Genomic DNA, 15,356 nt, shown 5'->3' on the forward strand with positions numbered 1-15,356 from the left:
AGATAGCCATGACCGTAGATCTTGCCGCCGGAGCGGCCACCCTCACCGTCGAACTGAGAATGCTTGATGACGGCATCGAACCGCCCTCCTACGCCCAGCCGGGGGACGCCGGCGCCGACCTTCGCACCACCATCGACTTCCACCTGGATCCGGGGGAGCGGCGCCTCGTCCCGACCGGCGTAGCCGTCGCCCTGCCTTTGGGGACCGTCGGCCTCATTCATCCCCGCTCGGGCCTGGCCACCAAGCACGGCATCACCGTCGTGAACACCCCTGGCACCATCGACGCCGGATACCGGGGCGAAATTCACGTCTGCCTGCTCAACACCGACCAGCGGCGGGGCATGATTTTCAGCCGCGGCGACCGGATCGCACAACTGGTCATCCAGAAGGTCGAAATCGCCTCGTTCGTCCGGGTCGAGACGCTTCCCGAATCGGCACGTGGGACCGGCGGGTTCGGCTCCACGGGCGGCTTTGCGGCTCGCTAGGAACCACTGACCTGCGGAGACGCGGGAAATCCGGAGGGACCCGCTTCGGCTGAGGGACTTGCCAAACTGTCCGATGGTGCTGCTAATGTGTGGAACGCAGCACGTCAGGAAAGACCGTACGGTGGCCTGACAAGCCTTGAATCAGAATATGCAGCAGCCGACTACCTAACGGAAAAGGTCTGCCTTTGCGAAGAAGCCCCGGAACCTGCAACGTCCCGGGGTTTCTTTGCGTCCAGGGGTCGGTGACCCCTCCGCCTTCTCTGTGTACGGCGGGACGGCGCTTCGATCGGTGAGGGCGTTTCGGATCCCCGCACACATTGGCAGTACCGGCAGGGAGCCGGGAACGCCGACACCGGAGGACCGAAGACCATGGCTACATTCAACCTGGACCAGCTGCTCATCATCAACGACAGCGACCCGATCACTTACTCCGAGGGCCACCCGGGCGCTGGAACCCCGCAGGCCCTGTTCGGCCAGGACCACTTCACCGGTCCCGAACTGGCCATGTTCGACAAGACCTACCGCGGCACCGACCTCTACAACACCTACAGCGTCGGCGGCTGGGAAGCCGGAAACTTCCACCGCGTCGTCTGCCAGGGCCCGCTCGTTGAAGGTCCGCACGCCTGGATGAGTGCGAACGCCACGGTCATCACCGCCCACAAGCAGGAACGCCGCGAACGCATCCTCGTCACCGAAGCGGACACCCTCATCCTGCGGGGTACCGAGTACACGATCAGCAAGGACCGCTACGGCTACATCAAACTGACCCCGGTTAAGGTCGCCACCGACGTCTAGAAACCGAAAGGAAGCCCCGGAGCGAATACCGCTCCGGGGCTTCGTCTTGCCGAGGCAACTCAGTCGCGGACCGCAGCCATGGCCTTGGATGCCGCCTGAATGCTGGTCCATCCGCGCCGGCAGGCTGCTGCGGTGCGGGAGTCAAGGGCAACGCCCTTGTTCTGCAGGATGGCGGCCAAGGTCGCGTCCACGACGTCCTCGCGCAGCTCCGTCAGCCAGGGCCCGCGGATGTTCGGCATCACCGGGACACGCGCCCGGATCGTCAGGAAGTGGCCGCCGATCAGGGCCGCCGCGAAGCACAAGGCACCGGTGATCAGCAGCTTCACGTAGTTCTCCTGGTCAGTCACGACGACGTAGGCCGGAAGGAAGATCAGGGCGGCCATCAAGCCCAGGCGCATCAGGAGGATCTGGATGGCGCTGCCGGAGGCCTTGCGGCGGGCCACCAACGCGGACAGCTGCTTGTCGCGGACCTCCTGGGCCTTCAGCCGCCACTGCCGCTGGGACCCCAGGTGAAGCTTGACCAGGGCGCGGGCGGCGGCCAGCTCCTCCGGATGCTCCTTGCGCAGGGACGTGACGAGCGGGTCCGGGGCGTCCGCCCAGGCACTGGAGAGCCTGCGGTCGATGGCGGCGGCCATGTCATCCAGGCCCAAGCGGGCGGCGCCTTGTGCTGCTTCCTCGACCCGGACTGTAACGGCTTGTCCTGGCTGTGTGGCGGATGACTCTTCGGTGCGGTGCCCGTAGCGTGGCGACCCGTCGGCGAGATGGTATTCGTTGCTCATGATTCCCCCAATGTTGTGGTCCGGCGGTGATACTGCTGCTAATGCACGCCGGACCAGGCCGGCGACGTTGCCGGTCCCGAGGTCATTGTCCCCGGCATCGGCGGTTGCGCTGATTTGTTACGGCTGCGCAGTGTTGGTGCGCAGCTCCTGCGCCACCGATCCGACGTAGCGGGTGTGATTCCAGCCGCGAAGCGCGGCCGTGGTGCTGGCCCGGTCGACCGGAATGTCCTTGTTCTGCAGGACAGAAACCAAAGTGGCGTTCACGACGTCATCCCAGAGGATGCCTGCGTCTTCCTCATCGATCCTGGTTGAGATGCCGCCAGGGTTGATCGTCCGGTTCACCTGCTTCTGGATGGGCCGCGCCGCCAGGAACATGCCGACGATAATTCCCAGCGAAGTCAGGGGAGGGGCTTGTACGACGGTGAGCCCAATGATGACGACCAGCATGGCCACGGTCAGGCCGAGGGATTTGAGGGCGGCCCCGAGCTGCCGGAAGAGGGTGCCATCGTTGTGGGCCTCCTCCGCGCGAGCCTCAGCGTAGGCGGACTTCGCGCCCCGCATCCACACCGTCGGGGAACCGAGGCGCTCGGCCACGATGGACTCGGCCTCTTTGAGCTCTCCGGGATGTTCGGCCCTCAGGTGGGTGATGATCTCGGCGTCGGCGTGGTTGACCCTGTCCAGGACGAAGCGATGCTGGAGCGCAAGTTTCAGTTCGGCGGCGTCCAACAGCGCCGCAGCGTCAGCCGTCTGCCCGACCCGGACGAGACCCGTGACGGCGGCCACCGGCGTCGGGACAAGGCCCGTGGTCCGGATGCCGTAGCGCGGCGACCCGTCGGCCAGCATGTACTCGGAGGTGTTCCTGATCATGCGGCCACCTGCTGCCCGCCAAGTCCCGCAGCGGCTTCGGCTTCTTTGGTGGTCGCCGGGCTGTAGCCGGTAAGGGCGTTGACTGTCAGGCCGATCAGGATGGCCCGGTCTGTGCCCCCGACGGTCAGATGGCGGCGCAAGGCTTCGAGTCCTCTGGTGTGGCGGCGGAGCTCAGCGGCGAAGCGGTCATCGGAGACGGTCGCGGTCCCGGCCAGGGCAGCAGTGGCCAGACGAAGCATGAATTCGTGGTCCGTGCCGCCTGCGAGCAGATGCTGCTGGATGCCGGTCAGAGCGCGGGACTGCAGGTGCAGCCGGGCGTTCTGGCGTGCGGCGGGGATCTGCGCAGGTGAGGGGACAACAGTCAGGTGGCTCACAATTCGTCCTCGTCTTCATCTTCATCAGGGTCGTAGGGGCCGGCGGACAGAATCAGCTCCGGCCAGAGCGGGTCCAGGCCGATGCCGTCCATGGACACCCGCGCGGTGGCGCCGGTCGTACGGGCAGTCTCGCGGGCCTCGGTGAGTCGAGTGGCCAGGAGTTCCTCGTTGGCCCGGATCGCGGCGAGGAACGGTTCAGCGTCCGTCGCGGTCTGGTCTTCGCTGGTGTGCTCGATAGCGAAGGTGATCTTCTCGCCGAACGCTTCAAAGTTTGCGCTCATGGCCACGTTCATCCCATCAAAGGCGAATGGGGTGATTTTGGAGACGATGTCGTAGACACCGCCGGCGGTGATTTCCGGGGCTGTGGCCGCCGCAAAGTCGGATTCAGTTGTCATGGCTTCTTTCGACCTGCTGGGGATACTTCTCCCGACTATGTGTGCGGCACCCGGCGCCAAGGTCTCCATTCGGCCGGCGCGGCTGACAATGCCTCAGCAGCCGGATATGGTCATTCGGGGTGGCTTTTCGGTGGCCCCGAACGGTGAGGAGCATGCATGCCCCGGCAGTCGAAGTGGACGCGGATCGAGATCCAGACGGCGGACCAAACCGCCGAAATGATGGGCCTGACCCGGGCGACCGTCCTGAAGAGATACACAACCGAGAGCCGTCGGCGACAGGCGGCCGAACACGGGATGCCAGTCGAGGACTGGGTCGAGGCCAACCTGGCTGCGGACCGGTTCCTCATTACGATCGAGTCGATGTACCAGCGAGGTGAGTCCGCTGCAGCCATCGCGCTCGAAACAGGCAAACCCGAGGCCGATATTCGCAAGATCATTCACGGGATCTTCGGAGACCAGGTTGGGCAGGATCTTCCTGACATCTTCGATGGCCAGAAGTACAAACGGGACGACTTGGAAGCCGCAGCTTCGGCAGCGTCCAGGGAGGGCCGGACCTTCACCGAGCAGGTGGAATTGTGGGTGGCTCAAAAAGAGATCGCGCCCGATCCGGACGGGATCAGCTTCCACGAGTGGGAGGACCGGCAGCGGGCCCGGAAAGCCGTCGCTGATTCCTTCGAGAAAATCATGGACTCCGGGCTCTCCGGAGAAGACCCGTTCGCACTGCCCGTCCCGAAATTCATCATCCGGCGCCCTGACGAGCTCAGGCATCCGCCCCGGAAGGAACGGGATCAGGCCGCTCAGGACCGGGCACTTGGTCTGTCGATGCAGCTGGGCGTTTCCATGCGCACCGCCTGGAAATACTACGACGAGGCCAACGCTGCACGAATTGAGCAGGAGGACGACCTCGCCTGGACCGTTCTTCAGCTGCACAGACAGGGCAAAGCCCCGGCTGAAATCGCCGACATGACAGGGGTGAGCAAACAGGAAATTGAGAGCTTCCTGAACGAGTTGCCGTCCGGAGAGTGAGCCGGCTCGCCCGCCACCGCGGGGGCTCCCACCCTTCGGCAGGCATGGCCGTACACATTAAGAGCATGACCACTCAATCCCGCCAGCCAAAGGGCATACCTGTCGGTGGACAGTTCGCACCCGATACCCGCGCCGAGGCCAGTCTCGCGCTGCGCCACGCCGCGGACATCATCCCTGACCTGATCGACCTCACGCCCGAGACCCAACAGGTCCTGGATGCGTTGCGGGCTGCCGGCGGCCGGCCGCTGATCGTCGGCGGCGCCGTCCGCGACGGGCTGCTCTCCCGCACCCAAGGTGGAACCGTGGATTCCATGGACGTCGACATCGAGGTCTACGGGCTCTCCAAAGAGGAGGTTCGGAGGGCGCTGCCCGGGGACGTGAACGAGTTCGGCCAGGCGTTTGGAGTGTTCAACACCTCGCTGAACGGCCAGGATTTCGACGTCACCCTGCCCCGGCAGGACAACAAGACCGGCGACGGGTACCGCGGTTTCGTGGTCGATACTGACCCGGACATGCCCTTTGAGACCGCGTTCGCGCGCCGCGACTTCACGATGAACGCCATGGGCTGGGATTCGGAAACCGGCGAGCTCGTGGACCCCCTCGGCGGCCGCGCCGATCTGGGGGCCGGCATCCTCCGGCACACGGGAAACAAGTTCAGCGAGGACCCTTTACGCGTTCTTCGTGGCGTGCAATTTGCTGGCCGGTTCAACATGGAGCTGGCACCGGAAACGGCCGAGCTGTGCCACGAAATGGCCCCTGCGTTCGACCAACTGCACAAGGACGGAATCTGGAAACAGTTCCGCAAGCTCAGCACCGAAGGCACCCACATCTCCAAGGCGCTGGAGGCCCTGCACGCGTCCGGCTGGGAGAAGCACTTTCCGGGGCTCGCGGCGACCCGTGGAGTTCCACAGGACCTGCGCTGGCACCCGGAGGGGGAGGTTATCGTCCACCTCGGCATGGCCGGTGACCAGGCGGCCGCCATTGCCCGCCGGGACGGGCTCGACGAAGAGGAAACCTCCATCCTGGTTCTCGCCGCCATAACGCACGACTTCGGAAAGGCGCACTCCACCAAGATCGAGGCTGACGGCACCATCAAGTCCGGCGGCCACCACGAGACCGGCATCGAGCCCGCGCGTGAATTCCTGGACGGCATCGGAGCGCCCGGCAAGTACCACGAGAAGATCCTTCCCCTAATCCGGGAGCACATGTGCCACACCCCCGGCGGTGGCGTGGAAATCACGCCCTCGGCTGTACGCCGCCTGCTGCGCCGCCTGGACAACGCCGGCGGGGGACCGACGCTCAAGCAGTGGTCCCGGCTGGTGGAGGCAGACAAGGCCGGGCGGGGGCCCGGTGCCCGGCACACCCGGAACTACGTGCCGGACTGGCTGGCCGTCGCCGAGAAGATCGGCAACGAGACGGCGGTCAGCAAGACCCTGCTGAAGGGGCCGCACCTGGCCGACGCCGGCATCCCGAAGGGGAAGCTGTGGGCGATCATTGTGTCCCAGTCTGAAGAGGCACAGGACGACGGGGCCTTCAGTGACGAAGCGGGCGCCCGGGAATGGCTGGCCTCAAACGAGGAAGCCATCATGACCGAGGCGAAGCGCCGGCTGCAGAAGTCAGAGGCAGCCTATGCGAAGAAGAAGGCCGCGCAGGACATCGTCACCAAGGCAAGGGTTGCTGAACAGAAAGCCGCAGCGAAGGTATTGAGGGCTTCGAAGCGGGAAGCTGCAGGGGCGGCCGCGAACGCGTCCTAGCCCGGACACAGCAGAAGGCTGGCCGAACCCCGCATGGGCCGGCCAGCCTTCGGTGACGCCTAGAGAGGCTGGATGTTCTCAGCCTGAGGACCCTTCGGGCCCTGGGTGATGTCGAACTGAACCTTCTGGTTCTCGTCCAGCGAGCGGTAACCACTGGAGGTGATTGCCGAATAGTGTGCGAACACGTCAGCGCTTCCGTCGTCGGGGGCGATGAAACCAAAGCCCTTTTCGGCGTTGAACCACTTGACCGTACCTTGTGCCATGCTGTTTTCCTTCACGGGTCGCTGGTCGGTTCCGCTCTTCGGATTACCGTCCCAGCCACTCACAACCCCGAGCCTATGTGTCTCCTCCCACAATGGGCAAGAGATTGCGTCAGCAGCGGAACCACGCCGAGTCACCAAATGCTGCTCTTCCCATGAGGCGCCGCGGCGGTTAATGTGCGTCGTGAGGCGTCAAGCAGAGTGCGCCACTCATCATTAGGGGAGCGCGATGCCGCAGGACAAGGAACCACCCGCGCCCGAGACTGATCCGGATGAAACCGAGCCGGAGGATGACCAGGACAAAGTCCGGCCGGCCGCTGAGCCCTGGGAAATTGTAAGGCCCGCCAAGATCACCAAGTTCGACCCGGGCCACTGGCCGAATCGGTGATCAGGGCTGCGCCGGGGTTCCCCACTCGAGCCGAAGATGGAGGTGGCCCGGGTGGACCCCGTGCGGGGCGACGTGGAAGAACTTCGTGATCTGCCAGGCCTGACCGGTGGCTGCGAAGCCGAGAATGAGTGATTCGAGCAGGACAGCAACGGTCTCCGCGTCGGTACCGCGCAGGTCCACGTTGCCGCCAAGCAACTGACCGCTCCAGGGCCGGTAGTGGACGGCACGGTAGATCCATTTGATGTCCGCGTCTTCGGCCAGCTCAGCCCAGGTCGGCAGGATGCCGGGGAAATCGTGGTTCTGCGCCTGGTAGGCAAGGAACGCGCGGTGCTCAGTATCGTCATCCGCGGCGAAGTCCCGGAACGATGCCGGCAGGTGTTCAAGACCGATGCTCATACCCGCGCGGTCATGGCCGGCGAACGGTTCCACGCCATCGGTGAGGGCATCGGTCTGGTAATTGCGGAGAATCTTGGGCACGGGGTTCCTTTGGCAGTGCAAGGTCAGATACCCCTCATGTGGCGGCGACCACCCTATTCCTCGCCGGGTCGCCCTAACGATGCGACCCCGTCATCTGTGGACCCAGCCGGACCTGGCTCGGAACCTGATGGGAGCATCGCACTTCGTGCACCGCCATTGGCCATGCAGCCAGCGGCGGTCGCCGGCAGCGCGGCAGGTGCTGACTTCGGGGCTGTCCCCAGCGGTACCGGCCTGAACCAGGGCAGCGAGCATGCTTTGCACATCAGACTGGTAAGTGTCGAGGGCGTGGAAGTCGCGCAGTTCGCATCCCGGGCCGTCCAGACAGGTCCCGTCGTGAAGCCGGCGCGCGATAGTGATGACCGCCTGGCTATTGACGGTGAGGGTCAGAACCGGAGCGCAGGCGTCCTCGACGAGGCCCGAAAACTGGGTTGGGACGGTTGCAATCGAATCTCCGATCAGGTCGTTCATCGTGGCGGTCATCGGTACTCCTGATGGTCTTGGTGCTGCTACTTGCCTTCTATGTGTGCGGCATCACGGAATTCACATCCCGGTCACGCGAAGAATTGGGCATGTCCAAGAGGCTGCTTCCGGCTAATGCGGAGAAAGCCGCACCGGCTGTCCCTAGGGGCGGAGGAGGGGTCGGGAAGCACGATCGACTTTTCCGCACACATGAGCGCCATGACGATTACCGCGCCCGCACCCCGGGACCAGACCACGATGGTAATGAAGGGCCTGGAACGCCAATACCGCACCGTCCTGCCAGCCAATAGCTACTCAGTCATCCGCGTCGACGGCAAAGGATTCTCCAAATACACCCGGAACCTGCAACGGCCGTTCGATCCCAAGTTCACCGAGGACATGACGGCAACCGCCCTGTACCTGTGCGAGAACATCGACGGCGCACAGTTCGCGTACACCCAGTCCGACGAGATCTCCGTCGTCATCTCCGACCTGACAGGCGCCAACACCCAGGCATGGTTCGGCGGGCAGGTCCAGAAGATCGTCTCGACGTCGGCCGCCCTGGCGACCGCAAAGTTCAATCGGCTCCGCCCTGAAGTGGAAGCCCTCGCGCTCTTCGACGGCCGAACACACCACCTGGTCGGCCCCGGAGGCGTGCTCGAATACGTCCGCTGGCGGCAGGCGGATGCGATGAAGAACAGCGTCGGGATGCTCGCCTCAAACCACTTCAGCCACCGGGAACTGACCGGGGTTTCGGTGCGGGACCGCAAGGACATGCTGGCCGCCATAGGCGTCCACTGGGGCGAGCTGGACCAGGCCGTCCGGCAGGGGACCTTCGTCCAACGCGTGCTCGCGGAACGGACGGTGTCCTACTTTCACACCAAGGAGCAAGTGACGAAGACCCTCGACGTCCGGCGGCGGGAATGGACACCAGTCCCGGCGCCCTACTTCGACACGGTGGGGTCCCTCGGCCTGGCGTAGGAAGCAGAAGATCCAGCCCCGGTCCGATCAGGGCTGGCTCATCAACGGGGACGGATCAGTGCGGCTACTCGGGCTTTTCTCGGGACAGCGCGATGATCCATTCTTCGGTCTGATCACCTGTCAATTTGTCCAAGGTGACACGAGCCTTAGCAGCAGCAATTTGGACTTTCCGGTCCGCGGGGTCCACTGACGCAGGCCGCCGGGAGGGTGCAATCGCGTCCGTTTCGGCGCGGGAGGGCCTGCGGTGTGTTGTCGGGTGTGCCATAGCCATCGTCGACCTCCTACCTGCCTGTGCCGTCATTGTGGTCCCTTTCATTGTCGCGTGTTGTAGCCGGGTCGTCCACCCTCGTCAGGGGCGCCTCCACGTGATCAGTTAGTGCAACCGTGTCATTGGCCTCCGCTAGGCGGGCACGGTTCGCCGCGTCGAGAGGGTCTTCGGTGCCGATTTTCAGCAGCACACCGTCTTCCTGGGTGGCGAGCTTGCTCTGCCCAAGGATGTTGATTGCCTGCTGGCCCATCTCTTTCCGTGCCCGATGGTCGGACATCGAAGCGTCCAGCGCCCATTGCGCGCGCCGCCACCACTCGGCCCTATTGTCGGCTCGCCGCTTCTGCCACAAGGCTGCGCCGGCGATAAGAGCCGCGATGATCGCTGCGATCAGGGGTGCGAAAGCAGCCCACACCTGCCAGTCGGCCGCAGGCGCTGTGTGAACGATGACATCCAGTGGAGTCGGAGACGGGGTTGGCGGCATAGATCCAGCCTAGGCCGCGGCGCGGACAGGACCCGGCGCCCCGGCCTGCGCGGCGTGTTCCCGGTGGATGCGGGCGATGCCGGCGGCAATCTTCCGGAGTTCGAGGGCTGCAGCCACTTCCGCTGCTGTGAATGAAAACAGGGCCGCGAGCTCTGCTGCGGCGTACCCGGTGTTAGGCCCGACCCCGGCCCGGTTCAGCAGGTGAGTGAGGTCCCATACGGACGGCGCCCAGCAAGCCGTGTCGAAATCGAACAGGACAGCCCGACCGCCGACGTTGACGGCGTTGCCGGCGTGCGCGTCGCCGTGGACGACGCTCCATGAGGTGGCGGCCTCGAAGAGGGCCTCCATAGCTGTGTCGTAGCGGTTCCGCAGCGCAACCGTCAGCTGGTCCGGCAGTTCGTCCAGCCGCGCGAAACTCTTGGTCCGGTTCGTGAAGACGGGCATTTCCTCGGCCGGGCGGTAGGCCTGCAGTTCGGTGAGCGCCTGATGCCACTGGGCAGCTGTCAAAGGTCGGGCGTCGCCCGTCAGGAAGGGGACCCAGAGGACGTCGAGGCGTTCGGCCCGGTCATAGTGGCTCGGGATGGAGATACCGGCGCCGGCGGCCGCGTACCCCCGGGCGATGTCGAACTCCCGGCGCTGGCCGGACGGGGAGAACATGGATGTTCCTTGGAAGCCGGTGTTGTCAGCCGGTGCGTCGTCCTCCTCGGAGACCAGACCGATCCGGACCACCCAGTATGACCCGTCATCGGTGAACGCTTTGTAGACGGCGTAGTGCGCTGTACGCAGGTGCGCGACGGACTCAACACTCAGCCCGTCCGGGACCGAGGCAGCGACGACCTCCGGTGCCAGGTCGTTGAACCCAGGGGAGCGCAGATGGCTCCAGGAACGGACTGCCGGACGTACCGCGTGAAGAGTGGTCATACCCGTCTGTGTGCGGCTACCGGTTCGCTTGCCAGTGCGGACTCGCGGATGTCATCAAGGACTTCATCCAGGCTGTGTGCCAGGCGGATGGCCTCGATCCTGGAGATGGACAACTTCTCGGCGATCACCCGCCACGGCAGCCGCTTGGCCCGGTCAGACTTGATCTCCATGGCGTAGGCGCGCGCGGTATCAGTGGTCGTCGGAAAGCCGGACGAGTTCTCATTCTTGACCGGCCTCGGGTCCAGGGACGCAGGAGCCAGCCGCGCCGGCGCCAGGACCCAGGTAGATGAAGATTTCATACCTTTGATGTGTGCGGCGGGCCACAATTCGCTCGACGTCGGACAAGCTATGCCGGGGTTCCCGCAGGATTGGCCAAGGGTTTCCCCACCATCGCCAGAACGGGCGGCCGCGGCACGGCCAGTACGGAAGACTTGGTCCGGCCCGCGCGAGCACCTCCGGGGCCTGTCGTTGGGGGAGCAGTGGAAAGAGAATCTGAACGCGGAGCCGTGGCGGTCATCGTCGCCCTGCTCCTGGTCGTGTTGCTGGGCTTCGGAGCCATGGCCATCGACTTCGGCATGCTGTCCGCGCAGAAAGTCCAGCTCCAAAACGGCGCCGACGCTGCAGCCTTGGCCATTGCCCAGGACTGCGCCAAACGGGGTCCCACACTGTGCAAGGCGGCCGCTCCTGCGACAGCCTTGGAGTACGCCAAGGCCAACACCAACAGCGGCATGGCCGACGCACCGGCGCCGACTTTCCCTGCGGCCGGAACCGTTGAGGTGACAACGTCGGCCAGGGACGCGAAGGGTGCCGGCATGACCTTGTTCCTGGCGAACATCTTCGGGGCCTCCCGCGCCGATGTCGTGACGACCTCCAAAGCGATGTGGGGCGGACCGTCGGGGCTCACTACGGCGGTGCCTGTGGCGTTCTCCGAATGCCAATTTGACCTCAGTGGGAAGACCCAGCTGCTCACGCTTCACGGAACGACGACCTGTGTCAGCTCCAGCCCGTCCGGTCAGGTGATCCCGGGCGGTTTCGGCTGGCTGACCCCCGACAGCAGCTCCGTGTGCGGCGCGACGATAACCATCACGAAACCGGCAGTATCTTCCAAGAACGGCGACAGCGTCCCCAACGGGCAAGTCTGCAAGCCGGCCTTCACCTCCCTTCAAAACCAGACCGTCCTGCTTCCGGTGTTCGACACAGTCAGCTCCAGTGGCGACTTCCACATCAGGGGATTCGCAGCGTTCCAGATCCTCGGATACAACTTCCCCTCGCAGTCTTGGAACAACACCGGAACCCTCAAATGCACAGGCACCTGCACCGGGATCATCGGAAAGTTCGTCCAGTTCGTGACCCTCAAAGATTTCCCGCTGGGCGGAGCCGACCTGGGCGCAAGGGCCGTGAAGCTCAGCCTCTGATCGGCGGGGTGGAGTCTCGGGGTGTGCCGCACACATAAAGAGTGTCAGCACGTTTGTTCCCGTCAAAGGAGCCACCATGGCCGCACCCGCAGTCCTCACCAACCCGAATGCCACTGAGCACTGGACAACGTCCGACCTGGATGAGCTGGACCTGACCGACAAAGAACTGGCCGAATTTGTGGCCGCAGCCCCCAAAATGGCGCGGGCCCTCAAAGCCATCCTGACCCTGGATCTCGGCCACGACGCCGAACGGCTCGTCCGCGCCGAAGTCCGTCAAGCACTGGGCGCATAGCAATCACCCCTGCCTGCATCGGAAGTGGGCCGACCTTGCGGTCGGTCTGCGCAGCGGCACCTCCGTGCCGGCCGGGAAGTAGGCAGGAACAAAAGAACCGGATCGGCGATGGCCGACCCGGTTCAATGTTCAGCAGCCGCAGGAAACTCCATAGCAGGGAAATAGGAAAGCCCCGGCGCAACCTTCGCTTCACCCCGGGGCAAAGTGTCTGAAAATCCCCGGGCGACGACGTGAACGTCTGCTCTTAGTTCCTATGTGTGCGGCGGAACCGGCGGCCCTCACCGCGACTGAGTCAACAGCTCCTGACCGCTGAAGTACGTTTCCCGGACCTCATCCGGAAAGCCGGCCATAGCTGCCTCCGGAGCCGCGGCAGCGACGTGCTCGGCGATCAACAGGATGCCTTCGCGGACCTTCCGATCCACCACATCCCGTCCCGCCCCCTGCTTCCGCAGGCCCTGGACCACGGCGGTCCCTCCCAGGCCCCTGACGCCGGTGAACTCCAGGGGCACGGCGCCCGCATGGACTGTCATTGTGCCGACGCCAAAGACGGTGCGCCATTGCACGAGACTGATACGGTCCACGCTGATGTCTTCGGTGACCTTCCAGATGAACCCGTGGCAGAGGAAAAGGAACCTGGTGTCGGTGAGGACCGCCAGACCGAAGCAGCCCTGGTAGCGGGCCCGGGTCATGGCGGAAACCGTTTCGCCGGCGGTAAGCAACTGCGCCAGATGGCGCAGTTCACGGCCGCTTCCGAGCGAGAATTTGGTGCGGGCGCGCGCTGCGGCGATGTCGGGTCGGAGCGGGGTCCGGGCCATGGCGGTCTCAGTTCTGTCGAGGGCTTCTACCCCTGAACATGCGCAGACACGTGGCCGACGGGCGTGCTGTGCTCGTTAGGGAGTCGTTCCGACAGGCGCTTAGTCCGTACCGATCGTGTCCGGCAGAGATGCTGCACTCCCTCCAGGCGGAGATCGATTGCTTTCTGCTGCCGGGACCTTCCCGCTCGTCGGCCTCCGGGAAGCGCGGCGGCGCAGTCCGTACACATGTCGGAGGCGGCCCCGCGCCGCACCACTATCCGTCGATGAAAGCAGACCCCATGATCGAGGCCATCGGCCTGACCAAACGCTACGGGCAACGAACCGCAGTGAACGGTATTTCCTTCACGGTCCGGCCCGGTCAGGTGACCGGGTTCCTGGGCCCGAACGGTGCCGGGAAGTCCACCACCATGCGCATGATCGTCGGCCTGGACCGGCCCAGTGCGGGGAAAGTGCTCGTCAACGGCAAGCCCTTCGGTAGACACGACGCTCCGCTGCGGGAAGTCGGCGCCCTGCTCGACGCCAAAGCCTTCCACAAGGGACGCAGCGCCTACAAGCATCTGCTGGGTCTGGCGGCAACCAACGGCATCCGCGGTAGCCGGGTCCGTGAGGTGCTCGCCCTGACCGGCCTCACCGACGTTGCCGGGCAGCGGGCCGGCGGCTTCTCGCTCGGCATGGGCCAGCGGCTCGGCATCGCCGCCGCACTCCTGGGGGACCCGAAGACCATCCTGCTCGACGAACCGGTGAACGGTCTGGACCCGGAAGGTGTCCAGTGGGTCCGCCACCTGGCCCGGAACCTTGCCGCCGACGGCCGGGCAGTCTTCCTGTCCTCCCATCTCATGAGTGAGATGGCCCAGACAGCGGACCACCTGATCGTCATCGGCCGCGGCAGCATCATCGCCGACGCCCCCGTGCAGGACATCCTCGCCAGTGGACAAGACCGGGTGCTGGTGCGCTCCGATGAACAAAGCTCACTGTGTCGTGTCCTGACGGCGGAGGGCATCAGTTTCCGTGTCCTGGAACCTCAACTGCTGGAAGTATCCGGCGCCGAACCGCGCAGGATCGCCCAGCTCGGTCGGGAGGCAGACGCGCTGATCTACGAACTGGCCCCGGTGCGCGCCACCCTCGAAGAGGCTTACATGGAACTGACCAAGAACGACGTCGAATACCGCTCCGGTGAACTCGCCGCAGCAGGGGAGGAAATCCGATGACCACCGTCACCAACACTCGCTCAGCTGGCAAACGGACAGCAACCGTCCCGGCCCGGCTGAACTTCCTCCGGCTCCTTCGCGCCGAATGTATCAAGCTGACCTCGCTCCGGTCCTCGGTGATTCTGCTGCTATCCTCTGTGGCAGCCATGATCGGCATCGGCGCTGTCGGCGCGTGGGGCATCACCATGGTGCTCGGCCAGAGTTCGGCGATGCAGGCCGCCACTGACCTGGATTCCGTCGCCCTGGCGATCCCCGCCTCCGGTCTCGTCCTCGGCCAGCTCCTGATCGGTTCCCTCGCAGTCATCCAGGTCGGATCCGAATACGGCACCGGACTCATCCGGGCATCGTTCACCGCCTCACCGCGGCGGATCTCCAACGTCCTGGCCAAGACCGCCGTCATGGCCGCCGCCGCGTTCCTCACCGGACTCCTCGGCGGGCTCGGGTCCTACCTGGCCGCCCAGCCGTTCCTGGCTGGACACAACCTCGGGTTCCCCCTGACCGCAGACGGTGTCATCCCGAGCATCCTCAACCTCGGGGCGTCCCTGGCCCTGGTGGCGATCATGGCGATCGGCACCGGATACCTGCTCCGCAGCAGCGCCGCGGGAATCACCGTGACCCTCGGTGTGCTGCTGGTCCTGCCGATTGTGGCCGGCATCGCAGGTATGTTCAACGAAACGATCCTCGAGATGGGCCGTTATCTGCCCTCCAACGCCGCGACACAGATGGTTACCGTCACCACCGGCTCCAACGATCTCACCCAGGGCCAGGGCGCCCTTGTACTCCTCGCCTGGGCCTTCACCCCGCTGCTGGCTGGGATGGCGGCCGTAAAGTCCCGGGACGTGTAGGAGCGACAGCCTGGGATGGGGACCCTTCCCCAGGTGTCAGGCCGCCTGTTATGTCTCTCCAGCCGCACACA

General features: G+C 65.0%; 20 protein-coding genes. 9 read left to right on the top strand and 11 right to left on the bottom strand.

Annotation, left to right across the window (positions count from 1 at the left end; translation table 11 throughout):
- The first annotated feature begins 8 nt into the window (after positions 1–8).
- Both dut and ABIB45_RS05475 read left to right on the top strand, forming a co-directional pair.
- Positions 9–485 (top strand): dUTP diphosphatase, encoded by a 477-nt coding sequence (dut, locus tag ABIB45_RS05470; RefSeq protein ID WP_354214895.1) that lies wholly within the window; start codon positions 9–11, stop codon positions 483–485.
- 369 nt (positions 486–854) lie between these two features.
- Positions 855–1,280, top strand: coding sequence for a hypothetical protein (locus tag ABIB45_RS05475; protein WP_354214896.1), 426 nt, complete (start codon positions 855–857; stop codon positions 1,278–1,280).
- A 59-nt stretch (positions 1,281–1,339) separates the two neighbouring features.
- On the opposite strand, the gene ABIB45_RS05480 is transcribed toward ABIB45_RS05475, so the two are convergent.
- The 4 genes from ABIB45_RS05480 to ABIB45_RS05495 form a co-directional block, all read right to left on the bottom strand.
- Positions 1,340–2,059, bottom strand: coding sequence for a hypothetical protein (locus ABIB45_RS05480; RefSeq protein WP_354214897.1), 720 nt, complete (start codon positions 2,057–2,059; stop codon positions 1,340–1,342).
- Between the two features lie 117 nt (positions 2,060–2,176).
- Positions 2,177–2,926 (bottom strand): hypothetical protein, encoded by a 750-nt coding sequence (locus ABIB45_RS05485; RefSeq protein ID WP_354214898.1) that lies wholly within the window; start codon positions 2,924–2,926, stop codon positions 2,177–2,179.
- Positions 2,923–3,300 carry a hypothetical protein gene (locus ABIB45_RS05490; RefSeq protein WP_354214899.1) on the bottom strand — a complete coding sequence of 126 codons (378 nt, stop codon included), beginning with the start codon at positions 3,298–3,300 and terminating at the stop codon, positions 2,923–2,925. Before ABIB45_RS05490 ends, ABIB45_RS05485 begins: the two co-directional genes overlap by 4 nt.
- Positions 3,297–3,695 carry a hypothetical protein gene (locus ABIB45_RS05495; RefSeq protein WP_354214900.1) on the bottom strand — a complete coding sequence of 133 codons (399 nt, stop codon included), beginning with the start codon at positions 3,693–3,695 and terminating at the stop codon, positions 3,297–3,299. The genes ABIB45_RS05490 and ABIB45_RS05495 overlap by 4 nt, the downstream gene beginning before the upstream one ends.
- Positions 3,696–3,851: 156 nt before the next feature.
- Here ABIB45_RS05495 and ABIB45_RS05500 point away from each other — a divergent pair, with 156 nt between their 5' ends.
- Entirely contained in the window at positions 3,852–4,721 is an 870-nt protein-coding gene (locus ABIB45_RS05500) for a hypothetical protein (protein WP_354214901.1), read from the top strand.
- Positions 4,722–4,786: 65 nt separating this feature from the next.
- Positions 4,787–6,475, top strand: a complete 1,689-nt coding sequence (locus ABIB45_RS05505) for a CCA tRNA nucleotidyltransferase (protein ID WP_354214902.1) — start codon at positions 4,787–4,789, stop codon at positions 6,473–6,475.
- Between the two features lie 59 nt (positions 6,476–6,534).
- On the opposite strand, the gene ABIB45_RS05510 is transcribed toward ABIB45_RS05505, so the two are convergent.
- From ABIB45_RS05510 to ABIB45_RS05520, 3 genes are all read right to left on the bottom strand, one after another.
- Complete coding sequence (locus tag ABIB45_RS05510; protein ID WP_354214903.1) at positions 6,535–6,738, bottom strand: cold-shock protein; 204 nt, start codon at positions 6,736–6,738, stop codon at positions 6,535–6,537.
- 385 nt (positions 6,739–7,123) lie between these two features.
- Positions 7,124–7,600 (bottom strand): hypothetical protein, encoded by a 477-nt coding sequence (locus ABIB45_RS05515; RefSeq protein WP_354214904.1) that lies wholly within the window; start codon positions 7,598–7,600, stop codon positions 7,124–7,126.
- 90 nt (positions 7,601–7,690) lie between these two features.
- Positions 7,691–8,080 carry a hypothetical protein gene (locus tag ABIB45_RS05520; RefSeq protein WP_354214905.1) on the bottom strand — a complete coding sequence of 130 codons (390 nt, stop codon included), beginning with the start codon at positions 8,078–8,080 and terminating at the stop codon, positions 7,691–7,693.
- 198 nt (positions 8,081–8,278) lie between these two features.
- On the opposite strand from ABIB45_RS05520, the gene ABIB45_RS05525 reads away from it, so the two are divergent.
- Positions 8,279–9,040 (top strand): tRNA(His) guanylyltransferase Thg1 family protein, encoded by a 762-nt coding sequence (locus ABIB45_RS05525; RefSeq protein ID WP_354214906.1) that lies wholly within the window; start codon positions 8,279–8,281, stop codon positions 9,038–9,040.
- 281 nt (positions 9,041–9,321) lie between these two features.
- On the opposite strand, the gene ABIB45_RS05530 is transcribed toward ABIB45_RS05525, so the two are convergent.
- Genes ABIB45_RS05530 through ABIB45_RS05540 form a run of 3 tightly spaced genes read right to left on the bottom strand, consistent with a single transcriptional unit; the run spans position 9,322 to position 11,009 of the window.
- A complete protein-coding gene (locus tag ABIB45_RS05530) occupies positions 9,322–9,789 on the bottom strand; it encodes a hypothetical protein (protein ID WP_354214907.1) in 468 nt (155 codons plus the stop codon).
- A 9-nt stretch (positions 9,790–9,798) separates the two neighbouring features.
- On the bottom strand, positions 9,799–10,710 hold the full coding sequence (locus ABIB45_RS05535; RefSeq protein WP_354214908.1) for a phosphotransferase family protein: 912 nt from the start codon (positions 10,708–10,710) through the stop codon (positions 9,799–9,801).
- Positions 10,707–11,009: a hypothetical protein gene (locus ABIB45_RS05540; RefSeq protein ID WP_354214909.1), complete on the bottom strand. Its 303-nt coding sequence runs from the start codon at positions 11,007–11,009 to the stop codon at positions 10,707–10,709. Before ABIB45_RS05540 ends, ABIB45_RS05535 begins: the two co-directional genes overlap by 4 nt.
- A gap of 180 nt (positions 11,010–11,189) precedes the next feature.
- Between ABIB45_RS05540 and ABIB45_RS05545 the strand changes: the two genes are divergently transcribed.
- Complete coding sequence (locus ABIB45_RS05545; RefSeq protein WP_354214910.1) at positions 11,190–12,125, top strand: pilus assembly protein TadG-related protein; 936 nt, start codon at positions 11,190–11,192, stop codon at positions 12,123–12,125.
- A gap of 76 nt (positions 12,126–12,201) precedes the next feature.
- Positions 12,202–12,417 (top strand): hypothetical protein, encoded by a 216-nt coding sequence (locus ABIB45_RS05550; protein WP_354214911.1) that lies wholly within the window; start codon positions 12,202–12,204, stop codon positions 12,415–12,417.
- A 278-nt stretch (positions 12,418–12,695) separates the two neighbouring features.
- Here the strand turns inward: ABIB45_RS05550 and ABIB45_RS05555 are convergent, their stop codons facing one another.
- On the bottom strand, positions 12,696–13,232 hold the full coding sequence (locus ABIB45_RS05555) for a hypothetical protein (RefSeq protein ID WP_354214912.1): 537 nt from the start codon (positions 13,230–13,232) through the stop codon (positions 12,696–12,698).
- Positions 13,233–13,510: 278 nt separating this feature from the next.
- Here ABIB45_RS05555 and ABIB45_RS05560 point away from each other — a divergent pair, with 278 nt between their 5' ends.
- Entirely contained in the window at positions 13,511–14,440 is a 930-nt protein-coding gene (locus tag ABIB45_RS05560) for an ABC transporter ATP-binding protein (RefSeq protein WP_354215040.1), read from the top strand.
- The gene (locus ABIB45_RS05565) at positions 14,437–15,285 is read left to right on the top strand and encodes an ABC transporter permease (protein ID WP_354214913.1); all 849 of its coding nucleotides are present in this window, start codon (positions 14,437–14,439) and stop codon (positions 15,283–15,285) included. The genes ABIB45_RS05560 and ABIB45_RS05565 overlap by 4 nt, the downstream gene beginning before the upstream one ends.
- The last annotated feature ends 71 nt before the right edge of the window (positions 15,286–15,356 follow it).

Source organism: Arthrobacter sp. UYCo732 (genome assembly GCF_040547265.1).
Classification (GTDB): domain Bacteria; phylum Actinomycetota; class Actinomycetes; order Actinomycetales; family Micrococcaceae; genus Arthrobacter.

Coding starts and splice junctions, on each gene's coding strand:
- dut (WP_354214895.1), top strand. CDS start 9: ATGACCGTAGATCTTGCCGCCGGAGCGGCCACCCTCACCGTCGAACTG.
- ABIB45_RS05475 (WP_354214896.1), top strand. CDS start 855: ATGGCTACATTCAACCTGGACCAGCTGCTCATCATCAACGACAGCGAC.
- ABIB45_RS05480 (WP_354214897.1), bottom strand. CDS start 2,059: ATGAGCAACGAATACCATCTCGCCGACGGGTCGCCACGCTACGGGCAC.
- ABIB45_RS05485 (WP_354214898.1), bottom strand. CDS start 2,926: ATGATCAGGAACACCTCCGAGTACATGCTGGCCGACGGGTCGCCGCGC.
- ABIB45_RS05495 (WP_354214900.1), bottom strand. CDS start 3,695: ATGACAACTGAATCCGACTTTGCGGCGGCCACAGCCCCGGAAATCACC.
- ABIB45_RS05500 (WP_354214901.1), top strand. CDS start 3,852: ATGCCCCGGCAGTCGAAGTGGACGCGGATCGAGATCCAGACGGCGGAC.
- ABIB45_RS05505 (WP_354214902.1), top strand. CDS start 4,787: ATGACCACTCAATCCCGCCAGCCAAAGGGCATACCTGTCGGTGGACAG.
- ABIB45_RS05510 (WP_354214903.1), bottom strand. CDS start 6,738: ATGGCACAAGGTACGGTCAAGTGGTTCAACGCCGAAAAGGGCTTTGGT.
- ABIB45_RS05520 (WP_354214905.1), bottom strand. CDS start 8,080: ATGACCGCCACGATGAACGACCTGATCGGAGATTCGATTGCAACCGTC.
- ABIB45_RS05525 (WP_354214906.1), top strand. CDS start 8,279: ATGACGATTACCGCGCCCGCACCCCGGGACCAGACCACGATGGTAATG.
- ABIB45_RS05530 (WP_354214907.1), bottom strand. CDS start 9,789: ATGCCGCCAACCCCGTCTCCGACTCCACTGGATGTCATCGTTCACACA.
- ABIB45_RS05535 (WP_354214908.1), bottom strand. CDS start 10,710: ATGACCACTCTTCACGCGGTACGTCCGGCAGTCCGTTCCTGGAGCCAT.
- ABIB45_RS05540 (WP_354214909.1), bottom strand. CDS start 11,009: ATGAAATCTTCATCTACCTGGGTCCTGGCGCCGGCGCGGCTGGCTCCT.
- ABIB45_RS05550 (WP_354214911.1), top strand. CDS start 12,202: ATGGCCGCACCCGCAGTCCTCACCAACCCGAATGCCACTGAGCACTGG.
- ABIB45_RS05555 (WP_354214912.1), bottom strand. CDS start 13,232: ATGGCCCGGACCCCGCTCCGACCCGACATCGCCGCAGCGCGCGCCCGC.
- ABIB45_RS05560 (WP_354215040.1), top strand. CDS start 13,511: ATGATCGAGGCCATCGGCCTGACCAAACGCTACGGGCAACGAACCGCA.
- ABIB45_RS05565 (WP_354214913.1), top strand. CDS start 14,437: ATGACCACCGTCACCAACACTCGCTCAGCTGGCAAACGGACAGCAACC.